Below are 24,806 nucleotides of genomic sequence, written 5' to 3'. Positions count from 1 at the left end.
ACCTTGGGGGTTCGTGGGTATGCCCGTTCTTGTCTCCGTACCGCGCAGAGTGACGAGCGTGGCGTTCGCGGCCGTACTGCTCGCGGGGGGATCGGTTGCCTGCGGAGGGGGCGCCAAGAGCGATTCCGCGGTCGCAGCACCACCCAAGGTGACTCCCGCGGCGGCTGTGGCGAACGCGGGGAAAAACGCCGAAGACATCACGTCGCTCCGCTATCGGATCAGCGGGACCGTACCGGGGAAAGGCCGTCTGGAGGCCGAGGCCTCCATGAACACGCAACCGCTGGCCATGAGTATGAAGATGACCGCTGCGGCCGTCCGGGGCGGGAACGCCCGATTGGAGATCCGGTTCGTCGACAAGGTGATGTACGTCGGCGGGAGTGCGATACGTCCCGAGAAGCTGAACGGCAAGAGCTGGCTCAGCGCTGAGCCGGCCGTGTGGGGACGCGGCGGAGTGGACAACCAGTCCTACGGCGTACTGCCCAGTCAGCTGCAGGTGAGCCCAACCGCGCAGTCCACGCTTCTGACCGGGTCCAAGGACCTGCGGCTGATCGGGACCGAGCCAGTCGACGGTGCAAAGACCACGCACTACAAAGGGACGGTTAACAGAAAGGGCTTGACCGGAGGGCGCCTCGATCAGTTCATACAGCTGGAAGTCTCCGACCCGCTCACCATGGACCTGTGGATAGACGGCGACCACCGCACCAAACAGTTCCGTATGCGGGCCGAGCACAATGACGACCTGGTCGGCACCGGAGACGGGCCGCTCGACCTGACCATCACCTTCCTCGACATCAATCAGCCCGTGGCCATCGAAGCGCCACCGACGAAGGACACCACCCCACTCGCGGCCACCGACGCGCAGGAAGGCTGAGCGGCGCGTGGACCGAGGAAAGCCCCCTGAGACGCTGGCCCGTCTCGGTTTCCGTCTCTTTCAGCCCCGTTCACGACCGTTCAGGCGAGACCCACAACCCTCCTGGCGTAGACGGCCGATCGGCCATGAACCCAGGTGAACGCTCCCGCACACACCCCGCCGTCCCACCAGCACAGTTGGAAAGCGTGCGTCCGCCCCCGCGATAGGGGGTGCGCGGCCGACGCTGGCAGGTCATCTCGTGGCCATCGACGAAGCCCGGCCGTCGGTTAGGTCCCGGACGAGTCTCCGGGCCGCCCCCAGACAGGCCGGGGATGAAGCCATCCCTTCAGAGCTGGAACCCCCGGAAGCCGACCGCGCGCTTGAGACCATAGGCGCAAGCACTGACAACGCACCTGTCGGCGAAGAACCGTTGAGCGGGTGAGTGTCTAACTGCGTGACAACGCAGACGCACAACGGCGGACGCCCACGAACGTCTGCGGACCTCAGAGCAGGTCCAAGGCCCACCGGCTCAAGGCCCAGCTCCCACCCAAGTTGCTTCGGGACGAAGAAGTCTCGTCACCAAGGAGCGGTGGGAGGGGGGCAGTGCGCCGGCGCGACTGGAGTCCCGAGGCGAACCCGGGGACCTTTCAATTCCCGCCCCCCTTGGCCGCCGTGCCCGTCAACGGGGACATCGAACCGGCCCATCGCCAGAAGCTAACATCCACCACTGACAACGTCTTGGCGTCGGCCAGAGCCACCCGCCCAGTCGTGCCAGAACCGTGCCCGCGCCTCCGTCGTCGGTGCCGGGGTTACCGGCCAGCGTCTGGTGCCGGGAGGCGCTGAGACCTGTCTTCGTCCCGTACATCACCGCGACGTAGCCGTTCGCCGAGACGGCCAGGTCACCGTAGCCGTCCCCGTTGAAGTCGGCCGACTTGCCGGTCGCCGGTGCCTTGGAACTCGGCACGGCACCAGCGGGAGCGCCCGTGCCCAGCACGGCCGTGCCCACCGACACGGCCGTCACGGTGGCCAGCACAGCCAGTCATCGAACTCCGCGCATACGTCAGCCCATTCGTCCCGCATCAGCCCATGGACATCTGTCGTTCAGATCAGCGCTACGCCCCAGGAGACCGCCGGAGGGGGCGAACGGATGTACGGCAGGGTGGCATCGGTGGCCTGATGGCGGGTCTGTAGACGATGCGGGTGGGCGAGACCATGATCAGGCTGTGATCGAATCTTCGGGAGTCGCAAGAGTGAGCAGGGCTCTCGACTGGGCAGGGCTGATCCCGTCCGCCCTCCTGCTTGCGACGGGTATCAATGACTACCGAGACGGCGGATCCGTCGGATGGCCGATCGGCGGAGCGCTCCTGGTCCTGGTCAGCCTCTGGAGGGTCTGTCGCGGGTCGGCTCGTCGGAGTGGCAAGCCGACCGCTTCGCTGTAGACGCGCAGCAGCTACGGACCCAATGATGCCTCCGCCCCTGCCCCTGCCCCTGCCTCTGCCGTGCCCGATCGGCCGTACCTGACGGGGAACCACGGTGATTGACGGACAGCACACCTGGAAACGGCCCCTGACCGATTCACTTGAGTTCTAGGAGTCGTTCACGGAGTCGTTCACCCGCGGTGGGTGGGGAATCCGGAAATCGGTATGCCTGTGGCATGTCCATGCGAAAGAGTGTGCGCATGATCCGACCCGCGCGCGCGTTGCTCCCTCTTCTCCTGCTGCCAGTTCTCCTCACAGGATGCGACGCGAACACGAACGGCGGGACAGCCGCCGACAACGCTGACCTGGACGCCGCCGCGCGCGTCTGGGACGTCGAGCCGGAACTCGTCTATGTCACCAAGGTCTCCGGCTACACCGTGTTCCAGCAGTCGGTCGGCGAATACCACGACGAGTTCGCCGCCGCGTATCGGGCCGAGAAGGGTGCCACCAAGTTCGGCCTCTTCGTCGGTCGCGGCACGATGACAGCGGAGAACTGCTCCAAGCAGCCGCTGGGCGAGGTGTCGGACAAGCGGGTCACCTGTGAGCGCGACGGCGACGCCTGGTACCGAAAGGCAGGTGAGAGCCACGAGTACGCGGTGCCGAAGGATGGCGTGGTGGTTCGTCTGATCGCCGACATCGACAAGGTCGACCGCGCCACTCTGCGTAAAGCGGCCGAGGCGGCTCACCGCCCGGACGACGCCGAACTGGCCGCACTGCTGCCGGCCACCGACGGCGCGGACACCTGAGCCGCATCGGGGGACCTGTGCCCACTGCGCGCCGGTTCCAGCGGGTCGCAGTGGGGAACCACGGGGAACGTCCAGCCTGGGCTGTGCTCTGCCCAGGTCTCGGCATGCCTCAGGCGGCCGTTGGCGAGAAGAGCAGACTGTGCACATGCAGCTCCCTGCCGAAGCCGTTGCGTCCACCGCGCTGATCGAGGTCGTGAGGATCTCCGCCCTGCCGACCAAGAAGGGTGCCCCCTATCCCGGCAGGGCGGTCGCCCACTGGACCGGGAGCGAGGCCGTCGGAGCCCTGACTTTGATCGAGAACCTGTCCGGCAGCGAACAGCAGCGCTGCGGCTTCTCACCGGGCTGGAGTGTCCGAGCGTACGAGGACTCTCTCGACCTGGCACTGTTCGAGGCGGCGTTCTGTTTCAGTTGCCACGAGGTCCGCATGCACGGAACGGCAGTGCCGGCCGCGCTGACCACGCAGTTCTTCGACGTGGACGCCCCGTCGGCCCAGGCCCTCCTGCGCCTCTTTCGCGCTGCCACCACATAGTCGGCCGGCCAGGGAGCACTGGTGACCGGCGAGTCGAGAGAGCGTTGCGGTATCTCCGTGGGTCAGTTGTGGATCCGGCACCACGATCGACCGCTGACCCCTACCTCTGGTTGCCCGGTACCTCCCCGCGTTCGCCGAGTGCTCACGTATGTGGTCCGCCTTTGGGGTGTGGCGACGAGACGGTCCTGACGTTCGGCGGTGGCAGTGGAAGCGGCAGTGGCGTCGGCGTCGGCGGCGAATCGGCGACGCCCCGCCGACGGCTGCCCGAGGCACGATACGAACGGCTGCGAGCCGCGCCGGATGAGACCGCGGCCTGTGCGGTGTCGGCCGCATCCGGGGGTCCGCCGCCTCGGGTGGTCGGCGGATCCGTTGGCCGGCCGACCGCCACGAGTCGTCTCCGCATCCCTGGTGACCATCCCAGGCACTCCCTGTTTTCGCAGGTCAACAGGGGTGGGACGGTTCCACCGTTGCAGGTGTGGCGGCAGCCGTTGTCGTGGATCACCGGCGTCCTCGAAGCTCTGGGTGTCGCACCGGCCGAGGCGGAATCACCGCCCGGGGCGAAGACACCTGGCCCTCCTGCCCGATCGGGCAGTCGGGTCGGCCTGTCCTCGAATCGGACGCGGACCAGGTGGCGACAAGTCGGCTGACAAGTCGGCAGGCGCGTTCGGCACAGAAGCCGGAACCGGCCGAGAGCAACCACACACGGACCAGAGAAGGAAGACGCACATGAACAGGAAGTTCCCCACGCACCGTCGCCCGGGCCGCCGCGCGGCCGTCGTCGCCGGCCTCGTCCTGGCTGTCGGACTCGGTGTGTCGACGCAGGTGTCGGCACAGGCGTCCGTCCACACTCCCGCGAAGGCGTCCATCACCGCGGCGAAGTCGGTCAGCGGCACGAACGGCCAAGCGGTGACCCGGGTCGCCGACTTCTACGGCGCGTACGTCGACGCGAAGGGCGACTACGCCGATCCGGACGGCACACTGGCCGCGGCGCTCCGTGCGCACTACCTGACACCCGGCTTCGCCAAGCGGCTGGCGGCCTGGGAGAAGAAGAACGGGGCGGACGGCGTCCTGCGTGCCCAGAACGTCCCGGCGCGGTGGACGGTGACCGACAACGGCGCCGTGGGCAACGGCCATGAGGTCATCGTCACCCTGACCTTCGGCAGCGGGGCGACGGCGCAGAAGACCAAGCTCTTCGTGCTGTTGGAGCGGTACGACCACATCGTCGACGTCGCCACCACGAGCGCCCGCTGACGGCAAAGCCGCTCCGTGAGCTGAATGGCGGTCCGGAGGAGTGGGGGGTGGTCGGCGGACGCCGGCCACCGGTGAGGGGGAAGGGGGTCCTAGCCGCCCGTTCCGGAGGCGGGGCCGGGGAGCGTGGTGCGGAGCCAGTCGGCCAGTGCGGAGAAGTCGTGGTCGGTCAGGCCCACTGACGGGCTGACTCGGTGAAGCAGGAAGTGGGCCTCGTGCTGCGCGGCCACCCAGAGCCGATCCACGGGGCCGATTTCGTCGTCCACCCAGATGAACGGGCGGCCGTCGGCCCACTCCACGAGGGTGCGGGTCTTCCAGTGGAGGCCGCGCGGACCCTCGTCGGGGGAGACCTCGGGCCACTCGACCACCGGCAGCCAGGGCAGTCCGATCCGTGGGCCGACGGATTCGTTCGCCTCGTCCGTCCACGTCGTGGCCCACACCAGGTCGCACCCCAGCGCCATCAGACGCGGGCCCATGGTCGCGTCGAGCCGCCCGAGCAGTGGATTTCCCTGATCAGGGAGCACCTTGGAGTCGGAGTCGGAGCTCCGGTGGCGGGCGGACGACGGGCCGAACGGGACGAGGGGGCCGTCGACGTCGAGGAAGAGGATCGGGCGCTCCACCTTGTGTTCTCGCGTCTCCGCCCGCGCTCCCGCGGCGTGGAGAGCCGCGACCGCCGCCTCGGCGTCCCGCTGGGGCAGGCCCTGAAGGATCACGACCGGAGCCCGGTCCGCGAGAACCTTGCTGCGCCACAGGCTCAGTCCGGTCAGGCGGCGTACGACGTGAGCGGTGTCCAGTCCGCCGGGGCCGGGGCCGGTGAGCAGCACGTCATGGGGTACGTCGTCGCAGACCAGTAAGAAGTACTCCGTCATCGCTCTTCCCACCCTCTCCGGTGCGAAGAATACGAGCCCGGCATTCGTCGTGTCGCCTCGATTCGGGTGCCGGGCAGTCGGTGGCCGGTGGCTCCGTCCGTGGGTGTGCTCGTGGTCGGACGCTAGGTGGTGAAGTGGTGAAGTGGTGAAGTGTGGTGGTGGTCTGACTTGGGCGTTTGCCCACTCGGCTGACCCGGGCGTACGCCCGTCGCCCGCCCGGTGGGAGGGCGGCTGCGGAAACGACGGGGACGCGTGACGTGTCGTCCCCGATCGGGCAGGAAGGTGTCCTGCCCGATCGGCGACCGGGTCGGCCGAGGGCGATGAGTCAGTCGGTCAGGTGCAGGGCGGTACGCGCGTCCGGGCCGTGCCAGCCGGCCGCGGTCCGCCATACGACGTGCACACCGAAGGCCTCTCGAACCGCGTCGAGAGCCCAGTCCTCCGTGGGCGGCTCGGACAGGACCAGGTACCGGGTGTCCGCGGAGAGGGTTTCCACCCGGTCGAGTTCCATGAGGCGGACGGCTCCCGCACGCAGGTGCGTGTAGTCGCAACGGCCGGCGCCGAGCACCTCGTAGCGGACGATGCCGTCCGGGCCCTCCAGGATCGCGTCGCAGGCGCGTGAGTCCGAAGGGCGTAGTCCCGCTCGCAGCAGTGCGGCCCTCAGCTCGAAACGGACGGCCTCGTGCGTGTTGCAGTCCCTGTCGGTCTGCGCCTCGGCGTCCAGTCGGTGCGCGAGTGCCTCGCTCCACGCCGCCCGTCCCTCGGACGGGGCGTGGTCGGATTCCAGGAGAGGGGCGGTGTTCATAGGGTCGTCGTCCTTCTGTTCGTGTGACGTGCGCGGTTCGGTCGGCGAAGCCGTGATCGCCTCGGGTGGTGCGGTTGCGGCTTCGTAGGCGGTGGCCGCTTCGGGTTCGGGTGCCGTGGCGGGCTCGGACGCGGTGTCGGGCTCGGGGCGGAACTCCGGTACGGGCCGCAGCTCTGGCCCCCGGTCTGGCCGCCGGTCTGGCCCCCGCTCCGGCTCCAGTCCCGGATTCGGTTCGGGGGCGATTCGACGGCGGAGTTCGTCCTGAGCCCGGTCGAGAGCGTCGGTCCAGTGACGGAACGCCGGATCGTCCGTCAGGGCGGCTCGCAGGCCGGGAGCGTCCGAGGCGACCGCTTGGCGTGTGCGCTGGGCGAGGTCCGCCAGATCGTTCAGGCGGTCGCGGTCGGCGGAACCCAACAGGCGCCATACGCTCAGCCAGTCGACCCGGTCGCGGCGCAGACACCGGCTGGCCATGCCCCTCAGTTCGGAGAGGAGAGCCGTCGTCTCCGGCGCAGTCGCGCCGTCGCCGTCGGCTATGTCCCGCAGGACGCCGAGCGCGGCCTCGTAACGGGGCGCCATCCGGGCTGAGACGGGTCTGCGGCCGAAGTCGCCGGCCGAGACCAGGCTCAGGCGGCCTTCGTTCCGGGTCACCCAGCCGTCCAGCAGGGAGCCCGTGGTCGGGGTGGGTTCGCCGTGGCGGGGGACGAGGAGGACTGTTCGCTCCGTGGCAGGCGCGAGGACCTTCACCTTCCAGTGCGATCCGGGGCCGGGGCCGAGCACCCGCACCTCGACGGACGCGCCGACCGGCAGTTCATCGGCCGGGGCATCATCGGGACCGGAGCCGTCGGGACCGGAGCCGTCGGGATCGGAGCCGTCGGCGCCGGGCGTTCTTTCCGACGGTGCTGTCGTGGGCATCAGGTGCGAGAGAGCCGAGGTGACCTCACCGTCCGCGTCGTCGACCGTGGTGCCGAGTTCGACCGGCAGCGGTGTCGTGTGGAGGACCGTCAGTGTCTGGGTGCTGCGGGTCAGGGCGACGTACAGCTGACGCAGTCCTGCGGGGCCCCGGTCGGCGATGGTCGCCGGCTCCAGGACCAGCACATGGTCGAACTCCATGCCCTTGGCCTGGGCGGCGGGGAGTACGGACACGGTCCGGAGCATCTCCTCGGTCACGCCGTCCGCGAGGTCGACGCGTCGGCGGACCTCCTCCAGCCAGTCCGAGTCGTCGGGAACGACGACCGCGATCGACCTCGGGGACCGCCCGTCATCGGTTCCCACGAGTCGTGCCGTACGGTTCGCCGCGTCGTCCAGCAGTTCCCAGGGAGTTGTGGATACGAGCCGCACCGCATCGTCGCCGGCCCGTCGCACGGCCGTCGGGTAGGGCAGGGAGGGTGCGACGGCCCGCGCCAGAGGCGCCACGAACTCCATGATCTCCGCGGGCACGCGGTAGCTGGTGTTCAGCTCGGCCACCCGCCAGTCGCCCTGGGCGGACAGGATGCCGCCCAACCGGTCCCAGGCGGTGTAGGAATGCGGTCCGGTGGCCTGGGCCAGGTCTCCGAGCACGGTCATCGAGCCGGTCGGACACCGTCTCCGCAGGGACCTCGCCTGCATCGGGGTGAGGTCCTGCGCCTCGTCGACCACGATGTGCCGGTACCTCTGCGGGCTCTCGCCTGCGATGAGGAAACGCAACTCCTCAAGACACACCAAGTCGTCGATGGTCCAGGGCTCTTCGGCGGCGCTCTGGGCCTTCGGCCTCTGGACAGAAGCCTGTTCGCCGTCGTCGAGGATCCCGGAGGCACACTCACCCAGTCTGGTGGGCGAGTTGAGCAGACCGCGCAGTGCTTCCTCGGGGCTCAGTGCGGGCCAGACCCGGTCGACGAGGGTCGTGACCTGCCGATTGCGCTCCAGATCGCGGCGTACGGTCGCGTCCCTGCTGCGGCTCGGGGCGACCCGGACGAGTTCCCCCAGCAGTCGGTCCACCAGCAGCGTTCGGAACCGGTCCCTGCGCGCCCGGTAGCCTTCGGGTCCCTCCCGGGCGTCCTGGAGAAGACCGAGCACCTCCGAGCGCGGCAGACGCAGGGAAGTGCCGCCCACGACGACCACGAAGGCCGGTTCGTCCTGGGCGTGGGAGGGGGCGGAGACGACGGTGTCGACGGCTTCGGGCCGGCACTCGCCCTCCACACGCCTGCGCAGTACGGCCGCCATCCGCTCGTCGGACTTCACCAGCCGTGCCGCGGTGGAGTCCGCGCCCTGGATCCGCCCTTCCCAGAGGCGGGCCAGTTGTACGGCGGTGACGTTGCGGGTGCCGAGGGTCGGCAGTACGCGCCCCACGTATTCCAGGAAGTTCTGATGCGGCCCGACGACCAGGATGTCCTGTGCGCGGAAGTGGTCGTTGTTGACGAGCCAGGTCACTCGATGCAGACCGACCGCTGACTTTCCGGTGCCGGGTCCGCCCTGGATGACGAGGATGTCCGCGGGTGAACCGGTGACCAGCGCCATCTGGTCGCGTCTGATCGTCTCCACGATGTCGCGCATCCGGCCGCTGCGGGACCTGCGCAACTCCCGCAGGAGGAACTCGTCGACCGGTTGCGGTCTTTGACGCCGTCGGCCGACGGCAGGCCGTGGCGACGGGACGGTACGCGGCCGTCCGATGTCGTCTCCGGTGGGCGGGGCGGTGGTGCTTTCCGGTTTCTCCGGGGTTTCCTCCGCATCGAGGGCTTCAAGAGCCTCGGGCGCTTCAGAGGCTTCGAGCGGGGCGGGCTCCTCCTCGAAAGCCGGTGGCGAGGCGGTCTCCTGCCCGGCTCCCGGCGAGCCGGTGTGCGGTCCCGCGACTGGGGCGATCTCGTCCAGGAAGTCCTCGACCGTACGCTCGGCGCAGCGTAACCGGCGCCGCAGCAGCACTTCACCCGGCGTCTCCGGGCGGGCGTTGTGCCAGCTCACGGCGATCGGGTTCGTCCAGGAGACCACCACCTGATCGCGGGTCTCGGTGTCGAAGACATGGCGTCGCCCGACGTAGAACGTCTCCGGCTCGGCGTCGACCGGTTCCTGGATGTCGACGCGGCTGATGACCAGGGCCTCGCCCCCGAGACCGCCGTACTCCTCCGCCGTGCTCTCGGCCTTCTTGCGGACCGCTATGCCGTCCTTGCCGCTCGCGGAAGCCGTGGCCGCCGACGGCGACGTCATCTCCGCGAGCCGGGCCTCGTAGCAGTCGTAGGCGCGGTCGACGGCCTTCTGCTCGATGGCGATGACCGCGTCCCGTGGTGTCGTGCTCACGTGTGTCCCCTCCTGGCAACGCCCCTCGCGCTGCCGCGGGCCAAGGCCCGCCTCCCCTGTCCCAGAGGTAGCAGAGTTCGACGGTCAGACCACGGTCAATCGGACAACAGCCCCATAATCGCGGCGACTTCGGTCAGCTCCGAGCACATCCGGTCCTCTGGCGGACCCGATGAGGAACACACGGTGTTCCGGGTGCGGCTCGGTGGTCCCTCCGTGTCGGAGACCGCTTACACGGAAGGCGCGCACTACGGCCAACTCGTCGAGGATTCAGACGAGGTCAGGAGTTTCGCGCTGGCCTACGATCGGCTGCGGGCGGCGGCCCTGCCCCCGCTCATGTCGCTCGACATGATCCGGTCCACGATGGAGGGCAACTACCGTGGAGCGAATGTCCCGTCCCGATCTGAACGGCGTCGCCTGGCGCAAGAGCAGCTACAGCAATCAGGCGGGGGGCGACTGCGTGGAGGTGGCCGACCGGTTCCGAGGGGCCGTCGTCCCGGTCCGTGACAGCAAGGTCCCGTACGGTCCGGCGTTGTGCTTCGAAGCCGCCTCCTGGGCCGCCTTCATAGGCGAGTTGAAGGACGGGCGCCACCGTCCCTGAGGCGGCCGGGCCCTGGCCGCCGTCCGTCTTCCGGGTTCACCGGGCCCTTGTCCGCGAGGGTCCGGCGGGCCGCTGACCTCCTGAAAGAACCGGGGGAAAGAACTACCCGCCCACCCACCCTCCCCGCCGGGAAGCCCGCGTCACTCGTCCGGGTGACCGGCTTGCAGGGGTGGGATGCGGACCGTTACGTTCGCCGCGACAACCGAAAAAAGTACGGCCCCCGGCCGGGACTGCAATCCCGAACGAGGGCCTGACCAACCAGGAAGCAGAACCTTCCCGATGGCTGACCCGCAGTCTAACGCGCGCCTGCGCGCCGACGCCGGAGCTCCGACCTCCGGCGTGATCCACGTACGAACCCGCCTCACGGCCGACTTCACCGTGCTCTCCAACGCCCTCGCCCAGCGACGCGGCAGCGCGATCACGGTCGGCGTCGCTGCGTACATCTCCTCACTGCCCGACGGCTCCCCCGTGAGCATCGCCGCCCTGTGCGGGCACTTCACGGAGGGCGAGATCCTGATCTCGCGGGCCCTCAGAGAACTCGAAGACGCCGGGTACCTGGAGCGCCGCCGCGAACGACTGTCCACCGGGCAGATCCGGACGCGGACGTTTTTCTACGATCTGCCCGGCGGTGATCCGTCGCCCGACGAGCCCCCCGAGCGACCGAAGCCGCGCCGCCCCCGTGAACAGCCCGCCGTAGCAACGGCCATGGCCGCGCCCGCGAACGTGACCGGGACCGTGCGGGAACCGGTGCACGCGTCCCCGCCGCGGGCCGAGGCGGAGACGCCGGCCCCGATCCCGCTCGCCGACGCCGACCCGCAGGCCGTCGCCGTACTCGCCGCTCTGCGCCGGGTCGATCCTCGACTGATCCTCTCCGGGCAGGAGGCGGCACGACTCGCACCGGCCGTCGGGCAGTGGCTCGCGGCGGGCGTGGGAGCAACCCAGATCACCGAGTTGCTCACCGCGAGGCTTCCCGACCGTTTCCTCGTTCGTCCGGCGGGCATTCTCGCCTTCCGCCTGCGCGAGACACCGCTGCCCGCGCCACCGCGCCCGCCGGGGCACTTCGTGGAACGCCCGGTCGTTCTGCCCTTCCAGACCTGCAACGGCTGCGAGCGTGCCTTTCGCGCACCGGAGCCCGGACACTGCCGGGACTGTCGCTCCACGAACGTTCTTCGCGCGGCGGGCTGACGGGGTGGTCGGATGTCGGTCCACCCGCAGGTGGAAGCCTTGATGTGGAACGGTGCGAAACCCGGCGTCAACGATGCGAAACCCGGCGTCAAGAGGAGGTGGGGCATGGTCGACAGGTTCACGGACGGACTTCTGACGCCCACGGAGACCGCCTCCCATCTCGAGATTCCGCAGTCGACCCTCACCTCGTGGCTGAAGGGCAAGGCCGCCGGAACTCCCCTCGTCCACCAGGTGGAGCCGGTACGCAAGGGGCAGCCTTCGATTCCCTTCATCGCGGTGGCCGAGGCTCACGTCCTTCGGTCCCTGCGCTCCCTGGGGCTTCGCATGAGCGAGATCAGGGAGGCCGCCGCCGCCGTACGGGATGCCTTCGACACCCCGTACGGTCTTGTCTCCCAGCGGATCGCGACGGACGGCGTGGACATCTTCATCGAGCACGGCTGGGGAGATCTCCGCAGAGCCCGTGACGGGCAGGTCCCCATCCAGGAAGTCGTCTGCGACTATCTCCGCTACCTGACCTGGGAACCGGGCGACGACTTTCCCTCCAGCCTGCGGCTGAGGCAGTACCCGGACTCCGTCCCCGTCGTGATCGATCCGAGGTTCGGTCACGGCCTCCCCGTGGTGGCCGCCAACCGCGTCTCGGTCCAGGCCATCATCGATCTGTGGGAGGCCGGGGAGTCCGTCCAGGACATCGCGTACGACTACGACATGACACCCGAGCAGGTGGACGCACTCTGCCGAGCAGTGGTGCACCTTGCCGCCTGAGTTCTTCCTCGACCGGAATCTCGGCCGCCGTGTCGCCGAGGGACTGAGAGCCTGCGGGTGGACGGTTCACCGCATCGGAGACGTCTTCCCGGATGACGGGCAGAGCACCCCGGACGAAGAGTGGATCACTCACGGCCTCGACCGGTCCTGGGTCCCGCTCTCGAAGGACGGTCGGATCAAGCCCCGGGACCTGGAGATCCGGCCTGTCCTGGAGCGCGAGGCGGTCTTGTTCTACCTCGACAACCAGCAACTGCGCAGCGGCGAGATGGTCGAGCGGCTCGTCGTCTGCCGGGATGTCATCCACCGGGCCGTCGAGAAAGGCGGTCCGGCGGCCTACGCGGTGCGGCACGACCGCATCGAGCGCACGTGGCCGTCCTGACGGGCGGACCGCGAGCCGGCCGAAGTGATGGACGGAGGGCGAAGGGCCCGGCGGAAGTGAAGGTCCTCGGCAAGGGCGAGGGGCCCCGTCCTGCGACGGGGCCCCTCTGGACGTACGTAAGCGATCAGCCGCACTGGCAGGGATTGCCCGACTGGCAGCCGCAGCCGCAGCCGGAGCCGCAGCCGCAGGCGCCGAACAAAGGGAGACTTTTGATCTCGGCGGGCTGTTGGGTGTCGCGGTCCTGGGTCGGGTCGGGCGTGCTGGGGGATTCGGCCATGGGTCCCTCCTTCAGACACGGAGGCGTCCGGCGCACACCGCGCCGTACAGCCCCTGTCGCCCATGACATGCCCAGTGGGGCGGGCGCATCAACGGCGCACTGAGGCGTCTCACGCTCCCAGGGCGCGAATCCCACGCGGGGCGGGCCAGGATCAGGACACGCCTCCCGCTCCCGCGAGACGGAGAGCCGGGTCCCCGACCATCCCCAGACCGTGAGCGACTGGGCCCGCTGCCCGCTGCCCGCTGCCCGCTGCCTGCTGCCTGCTGTCCGCTGTCCGCTGTCCGCTGTCCGCTGCCCGTTGTCCTCTGCCCGTTGTCCTCTGCCCCGCCCGTCGGCGAGAGTTCGGTTCGTGGTTCGCCCGCCGGGAAGAGCGGGCGGGCCCGGCCGTCCCCGACTGGGAACCGCTGGGCCCGCGGGCTTCGTGCCTCCGGGGAGGGCCGTGGCCGCCGGGGAGAGGCGGGCCGGCCGTAACCCCTTGGTCCGTCCGGGCGCGCCGGGTCCGTCAGGAGACCCCGGCGCGCCCGGAGGAGTGAGGAGCCGGGCTCGTGGTCCCGGCTCGTATGGCGAGAGCCGGGCTCGTGGTCCCGGCCCGTCGACCGACGGCATCAGGTCGGAGAGGCTATGCGCCCTCCACCCCCGTGGCCGGCTGGATGTCCGGCTGGAGTTCGTCGGCGTGCTCGCCGGTGACCAGGTAGACCACGCGCTTGGCGACCGAGACGGCGTGGTCGGCGAAGCGCTCGTAGTAGCGGCCGAGGAGGGTGACGTCGACCGCGGTCTCGATGCCGTGCTGCCACTTGTCGTCCAGCAGGTGCTGGAAGAGCGTGCGGTGCAGCAGGTCCATCTCGTCGTCGTCCTGCTCCAGCTGCATCGCCAGGTCGACGTCCTTGGTGATGATGACCTCGGCGGCCTTGGCCATCAGGCGCTGGGCGAGCTGGCCCATCTCCAGGATCGTGGCGTGCAGGTCGTGCGGGATGGCGCGGTCGGGGAAGCGCAGCCGGGCCAGCTTGGCCACGTGCTGGGCCAGGTCGCCGGAGCGCTCCAGGTCGGCCGACATCCGCAGGGAGGTGACGACGATACGGAGGTCCGTGGCCACCGGCTGCTGGCGGGCCAGCAGGGCTATCGCGCGGGCCTCCAGCTCGTGCTGGAGATCGTCGACCCGCTGGTCGGCAGCGATCACGCTCTCGGCCAGCTTCAGGTCGGAATCGAGGATGGCCGTCGTGGCGCGCCCGATCGCCGACCCGACGAGCCGGGCCATCTCGACCAGGCCGTCGCCGATCGAGTCAAGTTCCTCGTGATACGCGTCACGCATGTGGTTGTCCCTCTCGTACGTCAGCTTTGGGGGGTCCGGGGCCCGGGACCGTGTCGTTCCGGCCGCCACTCGGCCACCGGAGGGACCCGAGAACCCCACGCTCCCACGTTCGGACCCGTACGCGTCCGTTTCCGGCACCCCAAGTGAATCAGTACTGGCTCCTGGGTGAACTCTGGGCGACGAGTGTTCGAGCTCGCACTCGGATGGCTGTGGCCAGGAGCGACGGCATGCCTAACCTGGGTGCATGGACGTGAACGCGGCGGTCGCCGCAGCGGCAGCGATCGCCGGAGTACTCACCGGTGTCATCGCCATGCTGGCGTTCCGCTGGAGCGAGCGCGACCAGAAACGCCCGACCCGTAGCTCTCTGCACACGGACGCGGTCCTTCCGCCCGGTGTGGACACCGTGCTGTCGGTGCTCAGCTCCTCCGCGGTCGTACTCGACGAAGCGGACGCCGTGGTCAAGGCCAGCTCGGCGGCTTACGCCCTCGGACTGGTGCGCGGCGGCAAGCTGGCCGTCGAACCGATGCTCCACATGGCGCGTGACACCCGTCGTGACGGGGAGATACGTCAGGTGGAGCTGGACCTGCCGAGAAGGGGCACGGGGAGGGGTGAGGCCCTCGCCGTTTCGGCGCGCGTGGCCCCCCTGGGATCGCGACTCGTCCTCCTCCTCGTGGAGGACCTGACGGAGGCGCGCCGCATCGAAGCCGTACGGCGGGACTTCGTCGCGAACGTGAGCCATGAGCTCAAGACTCCCGTCGGAGCGCTCTCCCTGCTCTCCGAGGCCGTCATGGACGCCTCGGACGACCCGGAGGCCGTCGAGCGCTTCGCCGGACGCATGCAGATAGAGGCCACCAGGCTCACCAACCTCGTCCAGGAGCTCATCGACCTGTCGAGGGTGCAGAACGACGACCCCCTGGAGGACGCGGAGCCGGTCCGTGTCGACGAACTGGTCGCCGAGGCGATCGACCGCTGCCGCCACCAGGCCGGCACGAAGCAGATCACGATGGCCGCGGGCGGCACCGCCGACCTGAGCCTGTGGGGGAACCGGGGCCAGCTCGCCGCGGCCCTCGGCAACCTCGTCGAGAACGCCGTCAACTACTCGCCCGCCCGCACCCGCGTCGGGATATCCGCCCGCCGGGTGACGGCACCCGGTGGGGAACACATCGAGATCGCCGTGACCGACCAGGGCATCGGCATCTCGGACAAGGACAAGGAGCGCATCTTCGAGCGCTTCTACCGTGTCGATCCGGCCCGCTCCCGCGCCACCGGCGGTACGGGTCTCGGGCTGGCGATCGTCAAGCACGTGGCCGCCTCGCACGGCGGGGAGGTCACGGTGTGGAGCTCCGAGGGTCAGGGCTCCACGTTCACCCTGAGGCTGCCGGAGGCGACCGCGGCCCGCGAGCGCGTGACCGATCACCACCACCACATGCCCGGACTCGACGAAGAGGACGAGAACGGGCAGCCCGACGGGACGACCACCGTCACATCCCCGTATGAACCGCTTCCTGCCCCGGAGGTCCTTCCGTGACCCGTGTGCTCGTCGTCGAGGACGAGGAGTCCTTCTCCGACGCCCTGTCGTACATGCTCCGCAAGGAGGGCTTCGAAGTCGCCATCGCGACCACCGGGCCCGACGGACTCGACGAGTTCGAGCGCAATGGCGCCGACCTCGTCCTCCTCGACCTGATGCTGCCGGGCCTGCCCGGTACCGAGGTCTGCCGCCAGCTGCGTGGCCGCTCCAACGTCCCGGTGATCATGGTCACCGCCAAGGACAGCGAGATCGACAAGGTGGTCGGGCTCGAAATAGGAGCCGACGACTATGTCACCAAGCCCTTCTCCTCCCGGGAGCTGGTCGCCCGTATCCGGGCCGTCCTGCGCCGCCGCGGGGAGCCGGAGGAGGTCGCCCCGGCCGCCCTTGAGGCCGGTCCCGTCCGGATGGACGTCGACCGTCACGTGGTCACCGTCTCGGGGGGCAAGGTCGACCTCCCGCTGAAGGAGTTCGACCTCCTGGAGATGCTGCTGCGCAACGCGGGCCGCGTGCTGACCCGCATGCAGCTCATCGACCGGGTCTGGGGTGCCGACTACGTCGGTGACACCAAGACCCTCGACGTCCACGTCAAGCGCCTGCGCGCGAAGATCGAGCCGGACCCGGGCGCCCCCCGGTACCTGGTGACGGTGCGCGGTCTCGGCTACAAGTTCGAGCCGTAGACCGGCCCCACCTCCGGCCCCACCTCCGGGCGCGTGCCCGGAGTACGGCGCGGAGCGTGAGCTGAGAGCCACGACGAAGGGCGGGACCCCTGGCCAGGGGTCCCGCCCTTCGTCGCACGGCTCGTCGCACTGTCGTGCGGCGGGGTCACTTCACTGCGAGGCGGACGCCGAGGGGGTGGCGTTGGCCGTCGCGCTCGACGACGTGGACGCGGACGGGGAGCCCGTGGCCGATCCGGACGGCGAGGAGGCCGGGGTGGCCGGAGTGGCGGAAGCGGTGGGCGCGGCCGGGATGTCGCTCGGGCCCCACTTGGAGAAGTAGCTCTCGGCCGGCACGACGAAGGCGCTCAGGCTCACGTCACCCGTCTTGCTGAACGCGAAGGTGACCTTCTGCACGCTGCCGTTCAGAACGGTCTGGGAGGGGCTGGACAGCGCCGCGGAGGCGTTGCCCTTGCCGCCGAGGACGATCGAGCCGCCGGCCGGGACGGTCAGCGCGCCCTTGCCGCCGACGGGCGTGATCTTGGCGGTGCCCTCGCCCTCGACGTTGATCGAGTCCAGGGTCTGCGCGGTGGTGCCGTTGTTGAACAGCGTCGCGGAGATCACCGCCGGACCGGTGGCCTTCACGTCGGGCTGGGTGATGACGAGCGCGTTCTGGACCTTGATGTCACCCACGGAGGTGGCCGCGTTGTCCGGCTTGACCTCCAACGTCTGGGCGTCACTGCCTGCACCGCACGCGGCGAGTGAGGCGATCGAGAACGCGATGACGGCGGCGGCGAGAGTGCCGCGTCGAAGGCTGCTGCTCACGGCGGCGGCAACTCCTTGAACGTGGGCGAAGCAGGGCGACCTCTGTGTAAAGCCGCCCTAAGGGTCTGTCAGCGGCCTTAGGTTACCGATCCGTTCCCGCGCGACCGCACCCGACCCTCCCCAAGCCGCCGACTTTGCTCGCCCGAGGGGAAAACGGGGGCGCGCTCCCGGTGGGGCGCCCTCCCCGTGGAGCGGTCCCGAGGGGCATGCTCCCGCGGGCTCCGTTGCGCCGGGTGTGCGCCCCGCTGTTCACGCTCCGCTCCTGCGGCGTGTCGGCTACTTTGATCGCGCCCTCGTCCGTCATTCACATAAGGTCCGCCGACTTAGGCTTGCGCATTTCGTGGAATGAATGCCCGGCTCTCCGGAAAATGGATCACAGGGGCCATCGGGGGTCGATGAGTAGGTGATCATCGAACGTCTTGATCAATTCCGGATTCGTCTCGTACCCGGCTTCGCCCATCGAACGGAGTAGCGGAAGTCGCGCTCTTGGAGCCGGACAAAACGGGATGTTCAGACCCTGGTGGCGAGCCCCGGGTGTCTGTGACGTACGCGTTTCGCGCCGCATGGACAGCGGCTCCGACCTGCGAATACCCTCTTCCGCTCGCCCCTCGCAGCACGTTCCTGTTGCGGTTGTCAAGCCCCGAGATATGCCCTGACCTGCGAAAACGCCATTCAGAAGACGCCGTTTCCGTGTTACTCTGGATAGCCACGGAAGGGGTACCTGTCACATGACGTTCAAGGTTGGCGACACCGTGGTCTATCCCCATCACGGGGCCGCGCTGATCGAGGCCATCGAAACTCGCCAGATCAAAGGCGTGGACAAGACCTACTTGGTGCTGAAGGTCGCCCAGGGTGACCTGACGGTACGTGTGCCAGCGGACAATGCGGAGTTCGTCGGCGTACGTGATGTGGTCGGTCAGGATGGACTGGACCGGGTCTTCGAGGTGCTGCGCGCGCCGTACGCCGAGGAGCCCACGAACTGGTCGCGTCGCTACAAGGCAAATCTGGAGAAGCTCGCCTCCGGCGATGTCATCAAGGTCGCGGAAGTCGTGCGTGACCTGTGGCGTCGTGAGCGCGAGCGCGGACTCTCCGCAGGTGAGAAGCGCATGCTCGCCAAGGCGCGCCAGATTCTGGTGAGCGAGCTCGCCCTCGCGGAGAACACCAACGAGGACAAGGCCGAGGCCCTGCTCGACGAGGTTCTCGCGTCCTGACGCCGGCTCAGTCGCCGAGACGCCGGTCGTCTTGACGTACGCCAAAGCCCGCGCAGCAGCGCAATGAAATGCCGCGGTGCCCGATGACGCAATTGCTGTCGCCGGGCGCTGCGGCATGTTCGTACCCGCGCCCATTCGGTAAAACCGGACGTTCACCCGGCATCGGCTTTTCCGCGGTATACCGGCGTATCCGATACTTGGAGTGCCGACCCGGGCCCTCGACTCGACCGGATGTCACGGAAGGGTCCGGTCAAGGCGTCGCGCCCGGCGCTCCCCCAGCTCTCCGAGCAGGGGGTACCCCCAGGCCATACCCATCCCGGTCGAGCACACAAACCTGACAGGAACCGATGTCTGACGTTTCGCTCCCTTCGCCGCCGGAAGCCCGTACCGCCGCCGTGATTCCGGCCGCCGGACGAGGTGTGCGCCTCGGTCCGGGCGCCCCCAAAGCGCTCCGCGCGCTGAACGGCACGCCCATGCTCATCCACGCCGTCCGCGCGATGGCCGCGTCCCGCGCCGTGTCCCTGGTCGTCGTCGTGGCTCCGCCGGACGGCGCGGCCGAGGTGAAGACGCTGCTCGACGCGCACGCGCTGCCCGACCGCACCGACTTCCTGGTCGTCCCGGGCGGTGACAGCCGCCAGGAGTCCGTGAAGTACGGGCTCGACGCGCTGCCGCCCGGCATCGACATCGTCCTCGTGCACGACGCGGCGCGGCCGCTCGTCCCCGTCGACACCGTGGACGCCGTCATCGAGGCCGTACGTGACGGCGCTCCCGCCGTCGTACCGGCGCTGCCGCTCGCCGACACCGTCAAGGAGGTCGAGCCCGCGGCCGTCGCCGGGGAGCCCGAGCCGGTCGTGGCCACTCCCGAGCGGGCGCGGCTGCGTGCCGTGCAGACCCCCCAGGGCTTCGACCGGGAGACGCTTCTGCGGGCCCACGAGAGCGTCACCGACAACGTGACCGACGACGCGAGCATGGTCGAGCAGCTGGGCGTGCGGGTCGTGGTGGTGCCCGGCCACGAGGAGGCGTTCAAGGTGACGCGCCCGCTGGACCTGGTGCTGGCGGAGGCGGTCCTCGCGCGGCGGAGGCTGAACGATGGGTTCTGAGACATCGGAACGGACGGCCGGGCAGGGCGCCATGGCCCGAAGCGGTCCGGTTCCCGTACTCCCGCTCGTCGGGATCGGCACCGACATCCACGCCTTCGAGGAAGGCCGGGAGCTGTGGTGTGCCGGCCTGAAGTGGGAGGGGGAGGGGCCCGGCCTCGCCGGGCACTCCGACGCGGACGTCGTCGCGCACGCCGCGTGCAACGCGCTCTTCTCGGCGGCGGGCCTCGGTGACCTCGGGGCCCACTTCGGCACCGGGCGCCCGGAATGGTCCGGGGCGTCGGGGGTCGTGCTGCTGACGGAGGCGGCGCGGATCGTCCGCGAGGCGGGCTTCGTCGTCGGCAACGTCGCGGTCCAGGTCGTCGGACCCCGCCCGAAGATCGGCAAGCGGCGGGACGAGGCCCAGAAGATCCTGTCGGACGCGGTGGGGGCACCGGTGTCGGTGTCGGGCGCCACGACGGACGGGCTCGGATTCCCGGGCCGTGACGAGGGACTGATGGCGGTCGCCACGGCACTGGTCGTCCGGGCGGGCTGAGACGGGGGAGGACTCCGTTCGCCCGAAAGGCCCGCCCCGTACGCCGGACGGTTCGGGCCGGGCGAACGGGGCGGGCGGTCCCCCGTATGTCACGAATACGTGGCCTTGCGGGGGAAGGGTCGCGGGGCACTACCCGGGGCCCACTACCCTGGGGTTGTGACCATTCGCCTGTACGACACCAGCGCCCGGCAGATCCGTGATTTCACCCCGCTAGTGCCGGGTTGCGTCTCGATCTACCTGTGTGGCGCGACCGTGCAGGCCGCACCGCACATCGGGCACATCCGCTCGGGCCTCAACTTCGACATCATGCGCCGCTGGTTCGAGTACCGCGGCTATGACGTGACGTTCATCAGGAACGTCACGGACATCGACGACAAGATCATCGCCAAGTCGGCCGACCAGGGCCGCCCCTGGTGGTCCATCGGCTACGAGAACGAGCGCGCCTTCAACGACGGTTACGACGCGCTCGGCTGCCTGCCGCCCACGTACGAACCCCGTGCCACCGGCCACATCCCCGAGATGATCGAGATGATGCGCGGGCTCATCGAGCGCGGGCACGCGTACGCGTCCGACGGGAACGTCTACTTCGACGTGCGGTCGTACGACGGCTATCTCCAGCTCTCCAACCAGGAGCTCGACAACCTCCAGCAGCCCTCCGGGGTGGGCGAGACCGGCAAGCGCGACCCGCGTGACTTCGCCATGTGGAAGTCCGTGAAGCCGGGCGAGCCGAGCTGGGAGACGCCGTGGGGGCGGGGCCGTCCGGGCTGGCACCTGGAGTGCTCGGCCATGGCCCACAAGTACCTGGGCAGCGCCTTCGACATCCACGGCGGCGGGCTCGACCTGATCTTCCCGCACCACGAGAACGAGATCGCCCAGGCCAAGGGCTTCGGGGACGAGTTCGCGAAGTACTGGGTGCACAACGCCTGGGTCACCAAGGCCGGCGAGAAGATGTCGAAGTCCCTCGGGAACTCGGTGCTCGTCTCCAAGATGGTCAAGGAGTGGCGTCCCATCGTGCTGCGCTACTACCTCGGCACCCCGCACTACCGCTCGATGATCGAGTACAGCGAAGAGGCCCTGCGCGAGGCCGAGTCGGCGTTCGCGCGCATCGAGGGCTTCGTGCAGCGGGTGGTCGAGAAGGCGGGGGGCGTCGTCGAGCCGTCCGCCGAGGTGCCGCCGGCCTTCGCCGAGGCGATGGACGACGACCTGGGTGTCCCGCAGGCGCTCGCCATCGTGCACACGACGGTCCGCCAGGGGAACTCCGCCCTGGCCGCCGACGACAAGGAAGCCGCCGTCGCCCGCCTCGCCGAGGTACGGGCCATGCTCGGCGTCCTCGGACTCGACCCGCTCGACCCGCAGTGGGCCGACGAGAGCGACCGCGGCGACGACCTCCACGGCGTCGTCGACACCCTCGTCCGGATGGTTCTCGACCAGCGCGAGGCCGCCCGTACCCGCAAGGACTGGGCCACCGCGGACGCCATCCGCGACCAGCTCAACCAGTCCGGCCTGGTCATCGAGGACGGCCCGCAGGGGCCGCGCTGGACGCTCGGACCGCGCTAGAGCACCCGCTCCGGCGGCCCGGCCGACCCCCTGTCGGCCTTGATCGATTGTGCCGCCCGGACCTCCGGGCGGCACACTTCATATACGTACGCACGCACGCCTCACACAGACAGGTAGGTCATGGCTGCTAACAACCGCCGCATGTCCGGCAAGAAGGGCGCGCAGGTCGGCAGTGGCGGCCAGCGACGCCGGGGCCTGGAAGGCAAGGGCCCGACCCCGCCCGCCGAGATGCGCAAGGGCCACAAGAAGAACCGCATCGCGGGCGCCAAGGCGAAGCAGATCGTCCGTCGTCCCTCCCCCCGCGGAGGCCGCGGTGGCAAGGGCACGTCGGAGATGGTCGTCGGGCGCAACTCCGTCGTCGAGGCGCTGCGCGAGGGCGTGCCGGCGACGATGCTGTTCGTGCAGCAGTTCATCGACAACGACGAGCGGGTCCGCGAGGCGCTCCAGCTCGTCGGTGAGCGCGGCGGCATCCACCTGATGGAGGCCCCGCGCCCCGAGCTCGACCGCATGACCAACGGGCTCAACCACCAGGGTCTCGTCCTCCAGGTTCCGCCGTACGAGTACGCGCACCCCGAGGACCTCGCCGCCGCCGCGTACGACGAGGGCCAGGACCCGCTGATCGTCGCCCTCGACGGCGTGACCGACCCCCGTAACCTCGGTGCGGTCGTCCGTTCCGCCTCCGCCTTCGGCGGCCACGGCGTGGTCGTGCCCGAGCGCCGTGCGGCCGGCATGACCGCCGGTGCCTGGAAGACGTCGGCCGGTGCCGCCGCCCGTACGCCCGTCGCGCGCGCCGCCAACCTGACGCGCGCCCTCGAGTCGTACAAGAAGGCCGGCCTCGTGGTGGTCGGACTCGCCGCGGACGGCGAGGTCGAGGTCGGTGACCTGGAGGCGCTGGGCGGCCCCGTCGTCATCGTCGTCGGCAGTGAGGGCAAGGGTCTGTCCCGACTCGTCGGCGAGACCTGCGACTTCCGGGTGCGGATTCCGATGCCCGGCGGCGCGGAGTCGCTGAACGCCGGTGTGGCGGCGGGAGTCGTGCTGTACGAGGCGGCACGCCGACGCGCCTGAACGGACGTCCGGTCGGTCACCCTCGTGGGTCAATCGGGATGTTCTGAACGATCTTGACGCGGTCCGGACAGTTCGGCGCGGTCAAAGCAGTGTCCTAACCACACGTCACTCGGTTAGATGAGTGTGGACACCAGAACACCCCGCACACCCACGGGGGACCGCTCGTCGGGATTCGACGACGTTCCCGCGCTGAGCATGGTGAAGGTGCCGAGCGATCCGGCGCAGGTCATCGTCAATCATGCGAGCTTCCGCGTCCAGCTGGCGGGCGCCTCGCGGGGCCAGTCCCCGCGCGTCGCACGGCACTTGGGCTCTCCCGGCGACGCGGCGCGGATCCCCGGTGCCGTGTCGGCCCGAGCGGGCGGGGCCGGTCCGGTCGGCGGGGCCCGCCGCCGCGCACCCGTCGTCTGGAGCGGGAAGTCCGCGCCGGACGACACCGGCGCCCACCGCCTGCTCCAGGCCGTGCGGAGCGCGGGCCAGACCCACGGCTCAACCGGGCCGACGGCCGACGCCGGTTCGACCCAGGTCATCCCGCGCATCGGCGAACAGCCGGGCTACGCAGGCGATCTGACCGGCGACACGGTCGAGACGCCCCGCGTCGGCAGCCCGCGTACTCCCGTCGGCGAAGAGCAGCGGCTACTGCCGCGGATGCGCAGCGTGGGCAGCGCCTACGACGAACGGGCCTACGACGAACAGGCCTACGCGGACGCCGACTTCGGGGACTACGGCTTCGAGGGCGACGACTTCGACGAGACGGCGGCCGACGCCCCCGCCAGGCGACGCGGCTCCGACCCGGTCCGGCAGGCCTATCACCCCGGCCGCCGGATGAACCTCGGCGTCGTGCTGCTCCCGCTGCGCGTCTTCCTCGGATTCATCTCCGTCTACGCCGGCATGGGCAAGCTCTGCGACCCCGTCTACTTCGACGGCGGCAAGCGCGGCTCCATGACGAAGTGGCTCAACACGCTGCACCCGTGGGAAGTAGCCGAGCCGCTGCGGCAGTTCGCGCTCCAGCACCCCGTCGGCTCCGGGCTCGTCATCGCCTTCTTCCAGGTCATCGTCGGCGTCGTGACCGTCCTCGGGCTGTGGCAGCGGGTGGCCGCGGGCGTCGGTGCGATGCTGTCGGCGGCGCTCATCGTCACGGTCAGCTGGAAGACGGTTCCCGCGTACGACGCGCCCGACATCATCTACCTCGCCGCCTGGTCCCCGCTGATCATCGCGGGCGCCCCGGTCTACTCCGCAGACGGGCGGCTGGCCAGTGAGGCCTGGCGGACACTCGGGCCGCGCGCCGACATCTGGGACCTGCGCGCACGGGTGCTGCGCCGCGGCGCGCTCCTCATGGCCGTCGTCGTCGGCCTGACGCTGCTCATCGGTTCGCTTCTCGGCGGCGCCGTCCGCGACTCCGGCCGGATCGTCGTCCCCGGGCCCGGCGAGGCCCCGCGCAACGAACTGCCCGGCTCCCCGCTCCCCGAGACGCCCGGCAAGCGGCATCAGAAGGCCACCCCGTCGGCCTCGGTGGCGCCCAGCCGGAGCAGCTCCGCGCCCCCGTCGACGGCGGCCAGTACGCCGGGTGCCGCCCAGGAGACCGGCAGGGCCGGCGGTGGGCAGCCCAGCCAGACCCACGGCAGCGGTCAGGCCCCGCCCCAGCGGTCCTCGCCGGTCGGCCAGGCGCCGAGCACCAGCGCGGGTCCCACCAGCAGCGGCGGCACCTCGACCGGCGGCAGCGGTGGCAGCGGCGGTGGCGCCGGCACCGGCACCGGCGGTACGGGCACCGGGAGCGGCACCTCCACCGGCGGCGGGAGTTCGTCCACCGGCCAGCCGGGCCTGGTGGGTGGCCTGCTGGGCTGACGCCCCCGCCGCATCGCGACGACGACAGGGCCCCGCACGCGGATGTGCGGGGCCCTGTCGTCGCATCGCGCGTGTGCGGCTTGGAGGCGGCGGGAAGCCGCCCTGGCGTGGTGTGCGAAGCCCTGCCGTGGTGCCGTCGCGCCGTGTGCGCGGCTCTGTCGTGATGCCGTGGCGTCGCGCGCGCGGCCCTGTCC

The 24,806-nt window shown here is 70.0% G+C and carries 23 protein-coding genes and 1 pseudogene; 17 read left to right on the top strand and 7 right to left on the bottom strand.

Translation table 11 applies throughout. The features are described from left to right. The first annotated feature begins 19 nt into the window (after window positions 1–19). Window positions 20–871, top strand: coding sequence for a hypothetical protein (locus ACFYW8_RS11155; protein ID WP_389070769.1), 852 nt, complete (start codon window positions 20–22; stop codon window positions 869–871). A 658-nt stretch (window positions 872–1,529) separates the two neighbouring features. Here the strand turns inward: ACFYW8_RS11155 and ACFYW8_RS11150 are convergent. Further along, the gene (locus ACFYW8_RS11150) at window positions 1,530–1,883 is read right to left on the bottom strand and encodes a hypothetical protein (protein WP_389070764.1); all 354 of its coding nucleotides are present in this window, start codon (window positions 1,881–1,883) and stop codon (window positions 1,530–1,532) included. A 645-nt stretch (window positions 1,884–2,528) separates the two neighbouring features. Between ACFYW8_RS11150 and ACFYW8_RS11145 the strand changes: the two genes are divergently transcribed. The 3 genes from ACFYW8_RS11145 (at window position 2,529) to ACFYW8_RS11135 (ending at window position 4,854) form a co-directional block, all read left to right on the top strand. Next, the gene (locus ACFYW8_RS11145; RefSeq protein ID WP_389070758.1) at window positions 2,529–3,074 is read left to right on the top strand and encodes a hypothetical protein; all 546 of its coding nucleotides are present in this window, start codon (window positions 2,529–2,531) and stop codon (window positions 3,072–3,074) included. Window positions 3,075–3,219: 145 nt separating this feature from the next. Beyond that, entirely contained in the window at window positions 3,220–3,603 is a 384-nt protein-coding gene (locus ACFYW8_RS11140; RefSeq protein WP_389070755.1) for a hypothetical protein, read from the top strand. Window positions 3,604–4,329: 726 nt separating this feature from the next. Continuing rightward, entirely contained in the window at window positions 4,330–4,854 is a 525-nt protein-coding gene (locus ACFYW8_RS11135) for a hypothetical protein (RefSeq protein ID WP_389070750.1), read from the top strand. Between the two features lie 89 nt (window positions 4,855–4,943). On the opposite strand, the gene ACFYW8_RS11130 is transcribed toward ACFYW8_RS11135, so the two are convergent. From ACFYW8_RS11130 to ACFYW8_RS11120, 3 genes and pseudogenes are all read right to left on the bottom strand, one after another. After that, entirely contained in the window at window positions 4,944–5,471 is a 528-nt protein-coding gene (locus tag ACFYW8_RS11130; RefSeq protein ID WP_389071151.1) for an HAD domain-containing protein, read from the bottom strand. A 27-nt stretch (window positions 5,472–5,498) separates the two neighbouring features. Beyond that, window positions 5,499–5,720 (bottom strand): annotated as a pseudogene (locus ACFYW8_RS11125) (ribosomal protein L7/L12); the annotation flags it as partial. Between the two features lie 325 nt (window positions 5,721–6,045). Continuing rightward, complete coding sequence (locus tag ACFYW8_RS11120) at window positions 6,046–9,789, bottom strand: ATP-dependent DNA helicase (protein WP_389070745.1); 3,744 nt, start codon at window positions 9,787–9,789, stop codon at window positions 6,046–6,048. Between ACFYW8_RS11120 and ACFYW8_RS11115 the strand changes: the two genes are divergently transcribed. The 5 genes from ACFYW8_RS11115 (at window position 9,790) to ACFYW8_RS11095 (ending at window position 12,713) form a co-directional block, all read left to right on the top strand. Further along, window positions 9,790–10,293, top strand: a complete 504-nt coding sequence (locus tag ACFYW8_RS11115) for a Scr1 family TA system antitoxin-like transcriptional regulator (protein ID WP_389070741.1) — start codon at window positions 9,790–9,792, stop codon at window positions 10,291–10,293. Continuing rightward, complete coding sequence (locus tag ACFYW8_RS11110; protein ID WP_389070736.1) at window positions 10,247–10,387, top strand: DUF397 domain-containing protein; 141 nt, start codon at window positions 10,247–10,249, stop codon at window positions 10,385–10,387. Before ACFYW8_RS11115 ends, ACFYW8_RS11110 begins: the two co-directional genes overlap by 47 nt. Before the next feature lie 279 nt (window positions 10,388–10,666). Then, window positions 10,667–11,572, top strand: coding sequence for a hypothetical protein (locus ACFYW8_RS11105; protein ID WP_389070731.1), 906 nt, complete (start codon window positions 10,667–10,669; stop codon window positions 11,570–11,572). 105 nt (window positions 11,573–11,677) lie between these two features. Then, the gene (locus tag ACFYW8_RS11100; RefSeq protein WP_389070727.1) at window positions 11,678–12,334 is read left to right on the top strand and encodes a DUF433 domain-containing protein; all 657 of its coding nucleotides are present in this window, start codon (window positions 11,678–11,680) and stop codon (window positions 12,332–12,334) included. Further along, window positions 12,324–12,713, top strand: a complete 390-nt coding sequence (locus ACFYW8_RS11095; protein ID WP_389070722.1) for a toxin-antitoxin system, toxin component, PIN family protein — start codon at window positions 12,324–12,326, stop codon at window positions 12,711–12,713. The genes ACFYW8_RS11100 and ACFYW8_RS11095 overlap by 11 nt, the downstream gene beginning before the upstream one ends. Window positions 12,714–12,837: 124 nt before the next feature. On the opposite strand, the gene ACFYW8_RS11090 is transcribed toward ACFYW8_RS11095, so the two are convergent. Then, a complete protein-coding gene (locus ACFYW8_RS11090; protein ID WP_167455652.1) occupies window positions 12,838–12,990 on the bottom strand; it encodes a hypothetical protein in 153 nt (50 codons plus the stop codon). A gap of 619 nt (window positions 12,991–13,609) precedes the next feature. Then, window positions 13,610–14,299, bottom strand: coding sequence for a phosphate signaling complex protein PhoU (phoU, locus tag ACFYW8_RS11085; RefSeq protein ID WP_365871367.1), 690 nt, complete (start codon window positions 14,297–14,299; stop codon window positions 13,610–13,612). Window positions 14,300–14,543: 244 nt separating this feature from the next. Between phoU and ACFYW8_RS11080 the strand changes: the two genes are divergently transcribed. Both ACFYW8_RS11080 and ACFYW8_RS11075 read left to right on the top strand, forming a co-directional pair. Next, window positions 14,544–15,827: an ATP-binding protein gene (locus ACFYW8_RS11080; RefSeq protein ID WP_365871369.1), complete on the top strand. Its 1,284-nt coding sequence runs from the start codon at window positions 14,544–14,546 to the stop codon at window positions 15,825–15,827. Next, window positions 15,824–16,504 carry a response regulator transcription factor gene (locus ACFYW8_RS11075; RefSeq protein WP_037622332.1) on the top strand — a complete coding sequence of 227 codons (681 nt, stop codon included), beginning with the start codon at window positions 15,824–15,826 and terminating at the stop codon, window positions 16,502–16,504. The genes ACFYW8_RS11080 and ACFYW8_RS11075 overlap by 4 nt, the downstream gene beginning before the upstream one ends. Window positions 16,505–16,654: 150 nt before the next feature. Here ACFYW8_RS11075 and ACFYW8_RS11070 read toward each other — a convergent pair whose 3' ends face one another. Further along, on the bottom strand, window positions 16,655–17,305 hold the full coding sequence (locus tag ACFYW8_RS11070) for a DUF461 domain-containing protein (protein WP_389070712.1): 651 nt from the start codon (window positions 17,303–17,305) through the stop codon (window positions 16,655–16,657). A 728-nt stretch (window positions 17,306–18,033) separates the two neighbouring features. Here ACFYW8_RS11070 and ACFYW8_RS11065 point away from each other — a divergent pair. From ACFYW8_RS11065 to ACFYW8_RS11040, 6 genes are all read left to right on the top strand, one after another. Further along, on the top strand, window positions 18,034–18,516 hold the full coding sequence (locus tag ACFYW8_RS11065; protein ID WP_003953493.1) for a CarD family transcriptional regulator: 483 nt from the start codon (window positions 18,034–18,036) through the stop codon (window positions 18,514–18,516). Between the two features lie 347 nt (window positions 18,517–18,863). Next, window positions 18,864–19,616, top strand: coding sequence for a 2-C-methyl-D-erythritol 4-phosphate cytidylyltransferase (gene ispD, locus ACFYW8_RS11060; protein ID WP_365871374.1), 753 nt, complete (start codon window positions 18,864–18,866; stop codon window positions 19,614–19,616). Next, window positions 19,606–20,148, top strand: coding sequence for a 2-C-methyl-D-erythritol 2,4-cyclodiphosphate synthase (gene ispF, locus ACFYW8_RS11055; RefSeq protein WP_389070707.1), 543 nt, complete (start codon window positions 19,606–19,608; stop codon window positions 20,146–20,148). Before ispD ends, ispF begins: the two co-directional genes overlap by 11 nt. Window positions 20,149–20,304: 156 nt before the next feature. Then, entirely contained in the window at window positions 20,305–21,705 is a 1,401-nt protein-coding gene (cysS, locus tag ACFYW8_RS11050; RefSeq protein ID WP_389070703.1) for a cysteine--tRNA ligase, read from the top strand. Window positions 21,706–21,825: 120 nt separating this feature from the next. Next, entirely contained in the window at window positions 21,826–22,770 is a 945-nt protein-coding gene (gene rlmB / locus ACFYW8_RS11045; protein WP_389070698.1) for a 23S rRNA (guanosine(2251)-2'-O)-methyltransferase RlmB, read from the top strand. A gap of 117 nt (window positions 22,771–22,887) precedes the next feature. Continuing rightward, entirely contained in the window at window positions 22,888–24,612 is a 1,725-nt protein-coding gene (locus tag ACFYW8_RS11040) for a DoxX family protein (RefSeq protein WP_389070694.1), read from the top strand. Window positions 24,613–24,806: the final 194 nt, after the last annotated feature.

Origin of the sequence: Streptomyces sp. NPDC002742, assembly GCF_042888885.1 — a bacterium.
Lineage (GTDB): Bacteria > Actinomycetota > Actinomycetes > Streptomycetales > Streptomycetaceae > Streptomyces.
The sequence above is the reverse complement of the archived record's forward strand: the minus strand, read 5'-3'. Positions and strand labels throughout refer to the sequence as shown.

What these genes read in the sequence shown, in the direction of transcription:
- ispF (WP_389070707.1), top strand. Translation starts at nt 19,606, where the DNA reads ATGGGTTCTGAGACATCGGAACGGACGGCCGGGCAGGGCGCCATGGCC.
- ispD (WP_365871374.1), top strand. Translation starts at nt 18,864, where the DNA reads ATGTCTGACGTTTCGCTCCCTTCGCCGCCGGAAGCCCGTACCGCCGCC.
- ACFYW8_RS11090 (WP_167455652.1), bottom strand. Translation starts at nt 12,990, where the DNA reads ATGGCCGAATCCCCCAGCACGCCCGACCCGACCCAGGACCGCGACACC.
- rlmB (WP_389070698.1), top strand. Translation starts at nt 21,826, where the DNA reads ATGGCTGCTAACAACCGCCGCATGTCCGGCAAGAAGGGCGCGCAGGTC.
- ACFYW8_RS11145 (WP_389070758.1), top strand. Translation starts at nt 2,529, where the DNA reads ATGATCCGACCCGCGCGCGCGTTGCTCCCTCTTCTCCTGCTGCCAGTT.
- ACFYW8_RS11100 (WP_389070727.1), top strand. Translation starts at nt 11,678, where the DNA reads ATGGTCGACAGGTTCACGGACGGACTTCTGACGCCCACGGAGACCGCC.
- ACFYW8_RS11135 (WP_389070750.1), top strand. Translation starts at nt 4,330, where the DNA reads ATGAACAGGAAGTTCCCCACGCACCGTCGCCCGGGCCGCCGCGCGGCC.
- ACFYW8_RS11065 (WP_003953493.1), top strand. Translation starts at nt 18,034, where the DNA reads ATGACGTTCAAGGTTGGCGACACCGTGGTCTATCCCCATCACGGGGCC.
- phoU (WP_365871367.1), bottom strand. Translation starts at nt 14,299, where the DNA reads ATGCGTGACGCGTATCACGAGGAACTTGACTCGATCGGCGACGGCCTG.
- ACFYW8_RS11155 (WP_389070769.1), top strand. Translation starts at nt 20, where the DNA reads ATGCCCGTTCTTGTCTCCGTACCGCGCAGAGTGACGAGCGTGGCGTTC.
- ACFYW8_RS11105 (WP_389070731.1), top strand. Translation starts at nt 10,667, where the DNA reads ATGGCTGACCCGCAGTCTAACGCGCGCCTGCGCGCCGACGCCGGAGCT.
- ACFYW8_RS11080 (WP_365871369.1), top strand. Translation starts at nt 14,544, where the DNA reads ATGGACGTGAACGCGGCGGTCGCCGCAGCGGCAGCGATCGCCGGAGTA.
- ACFYW8_RS11140 (WP_389070755.1), top strand. Translation starts at nt 3,220, where the DNA reads ATGCAGCTCCCTGCCGAAGCCGTTGCGTCCACCGCGCTGATCGAGGTC.
- ACFYW8_RS11040 (WP_389070694.1), top strand. Translation starts at nt 22,888, where the DNA reads ATGAGTGTGGACACCAGAACACCCCGCACACCCACGGGGGACCGCTCG.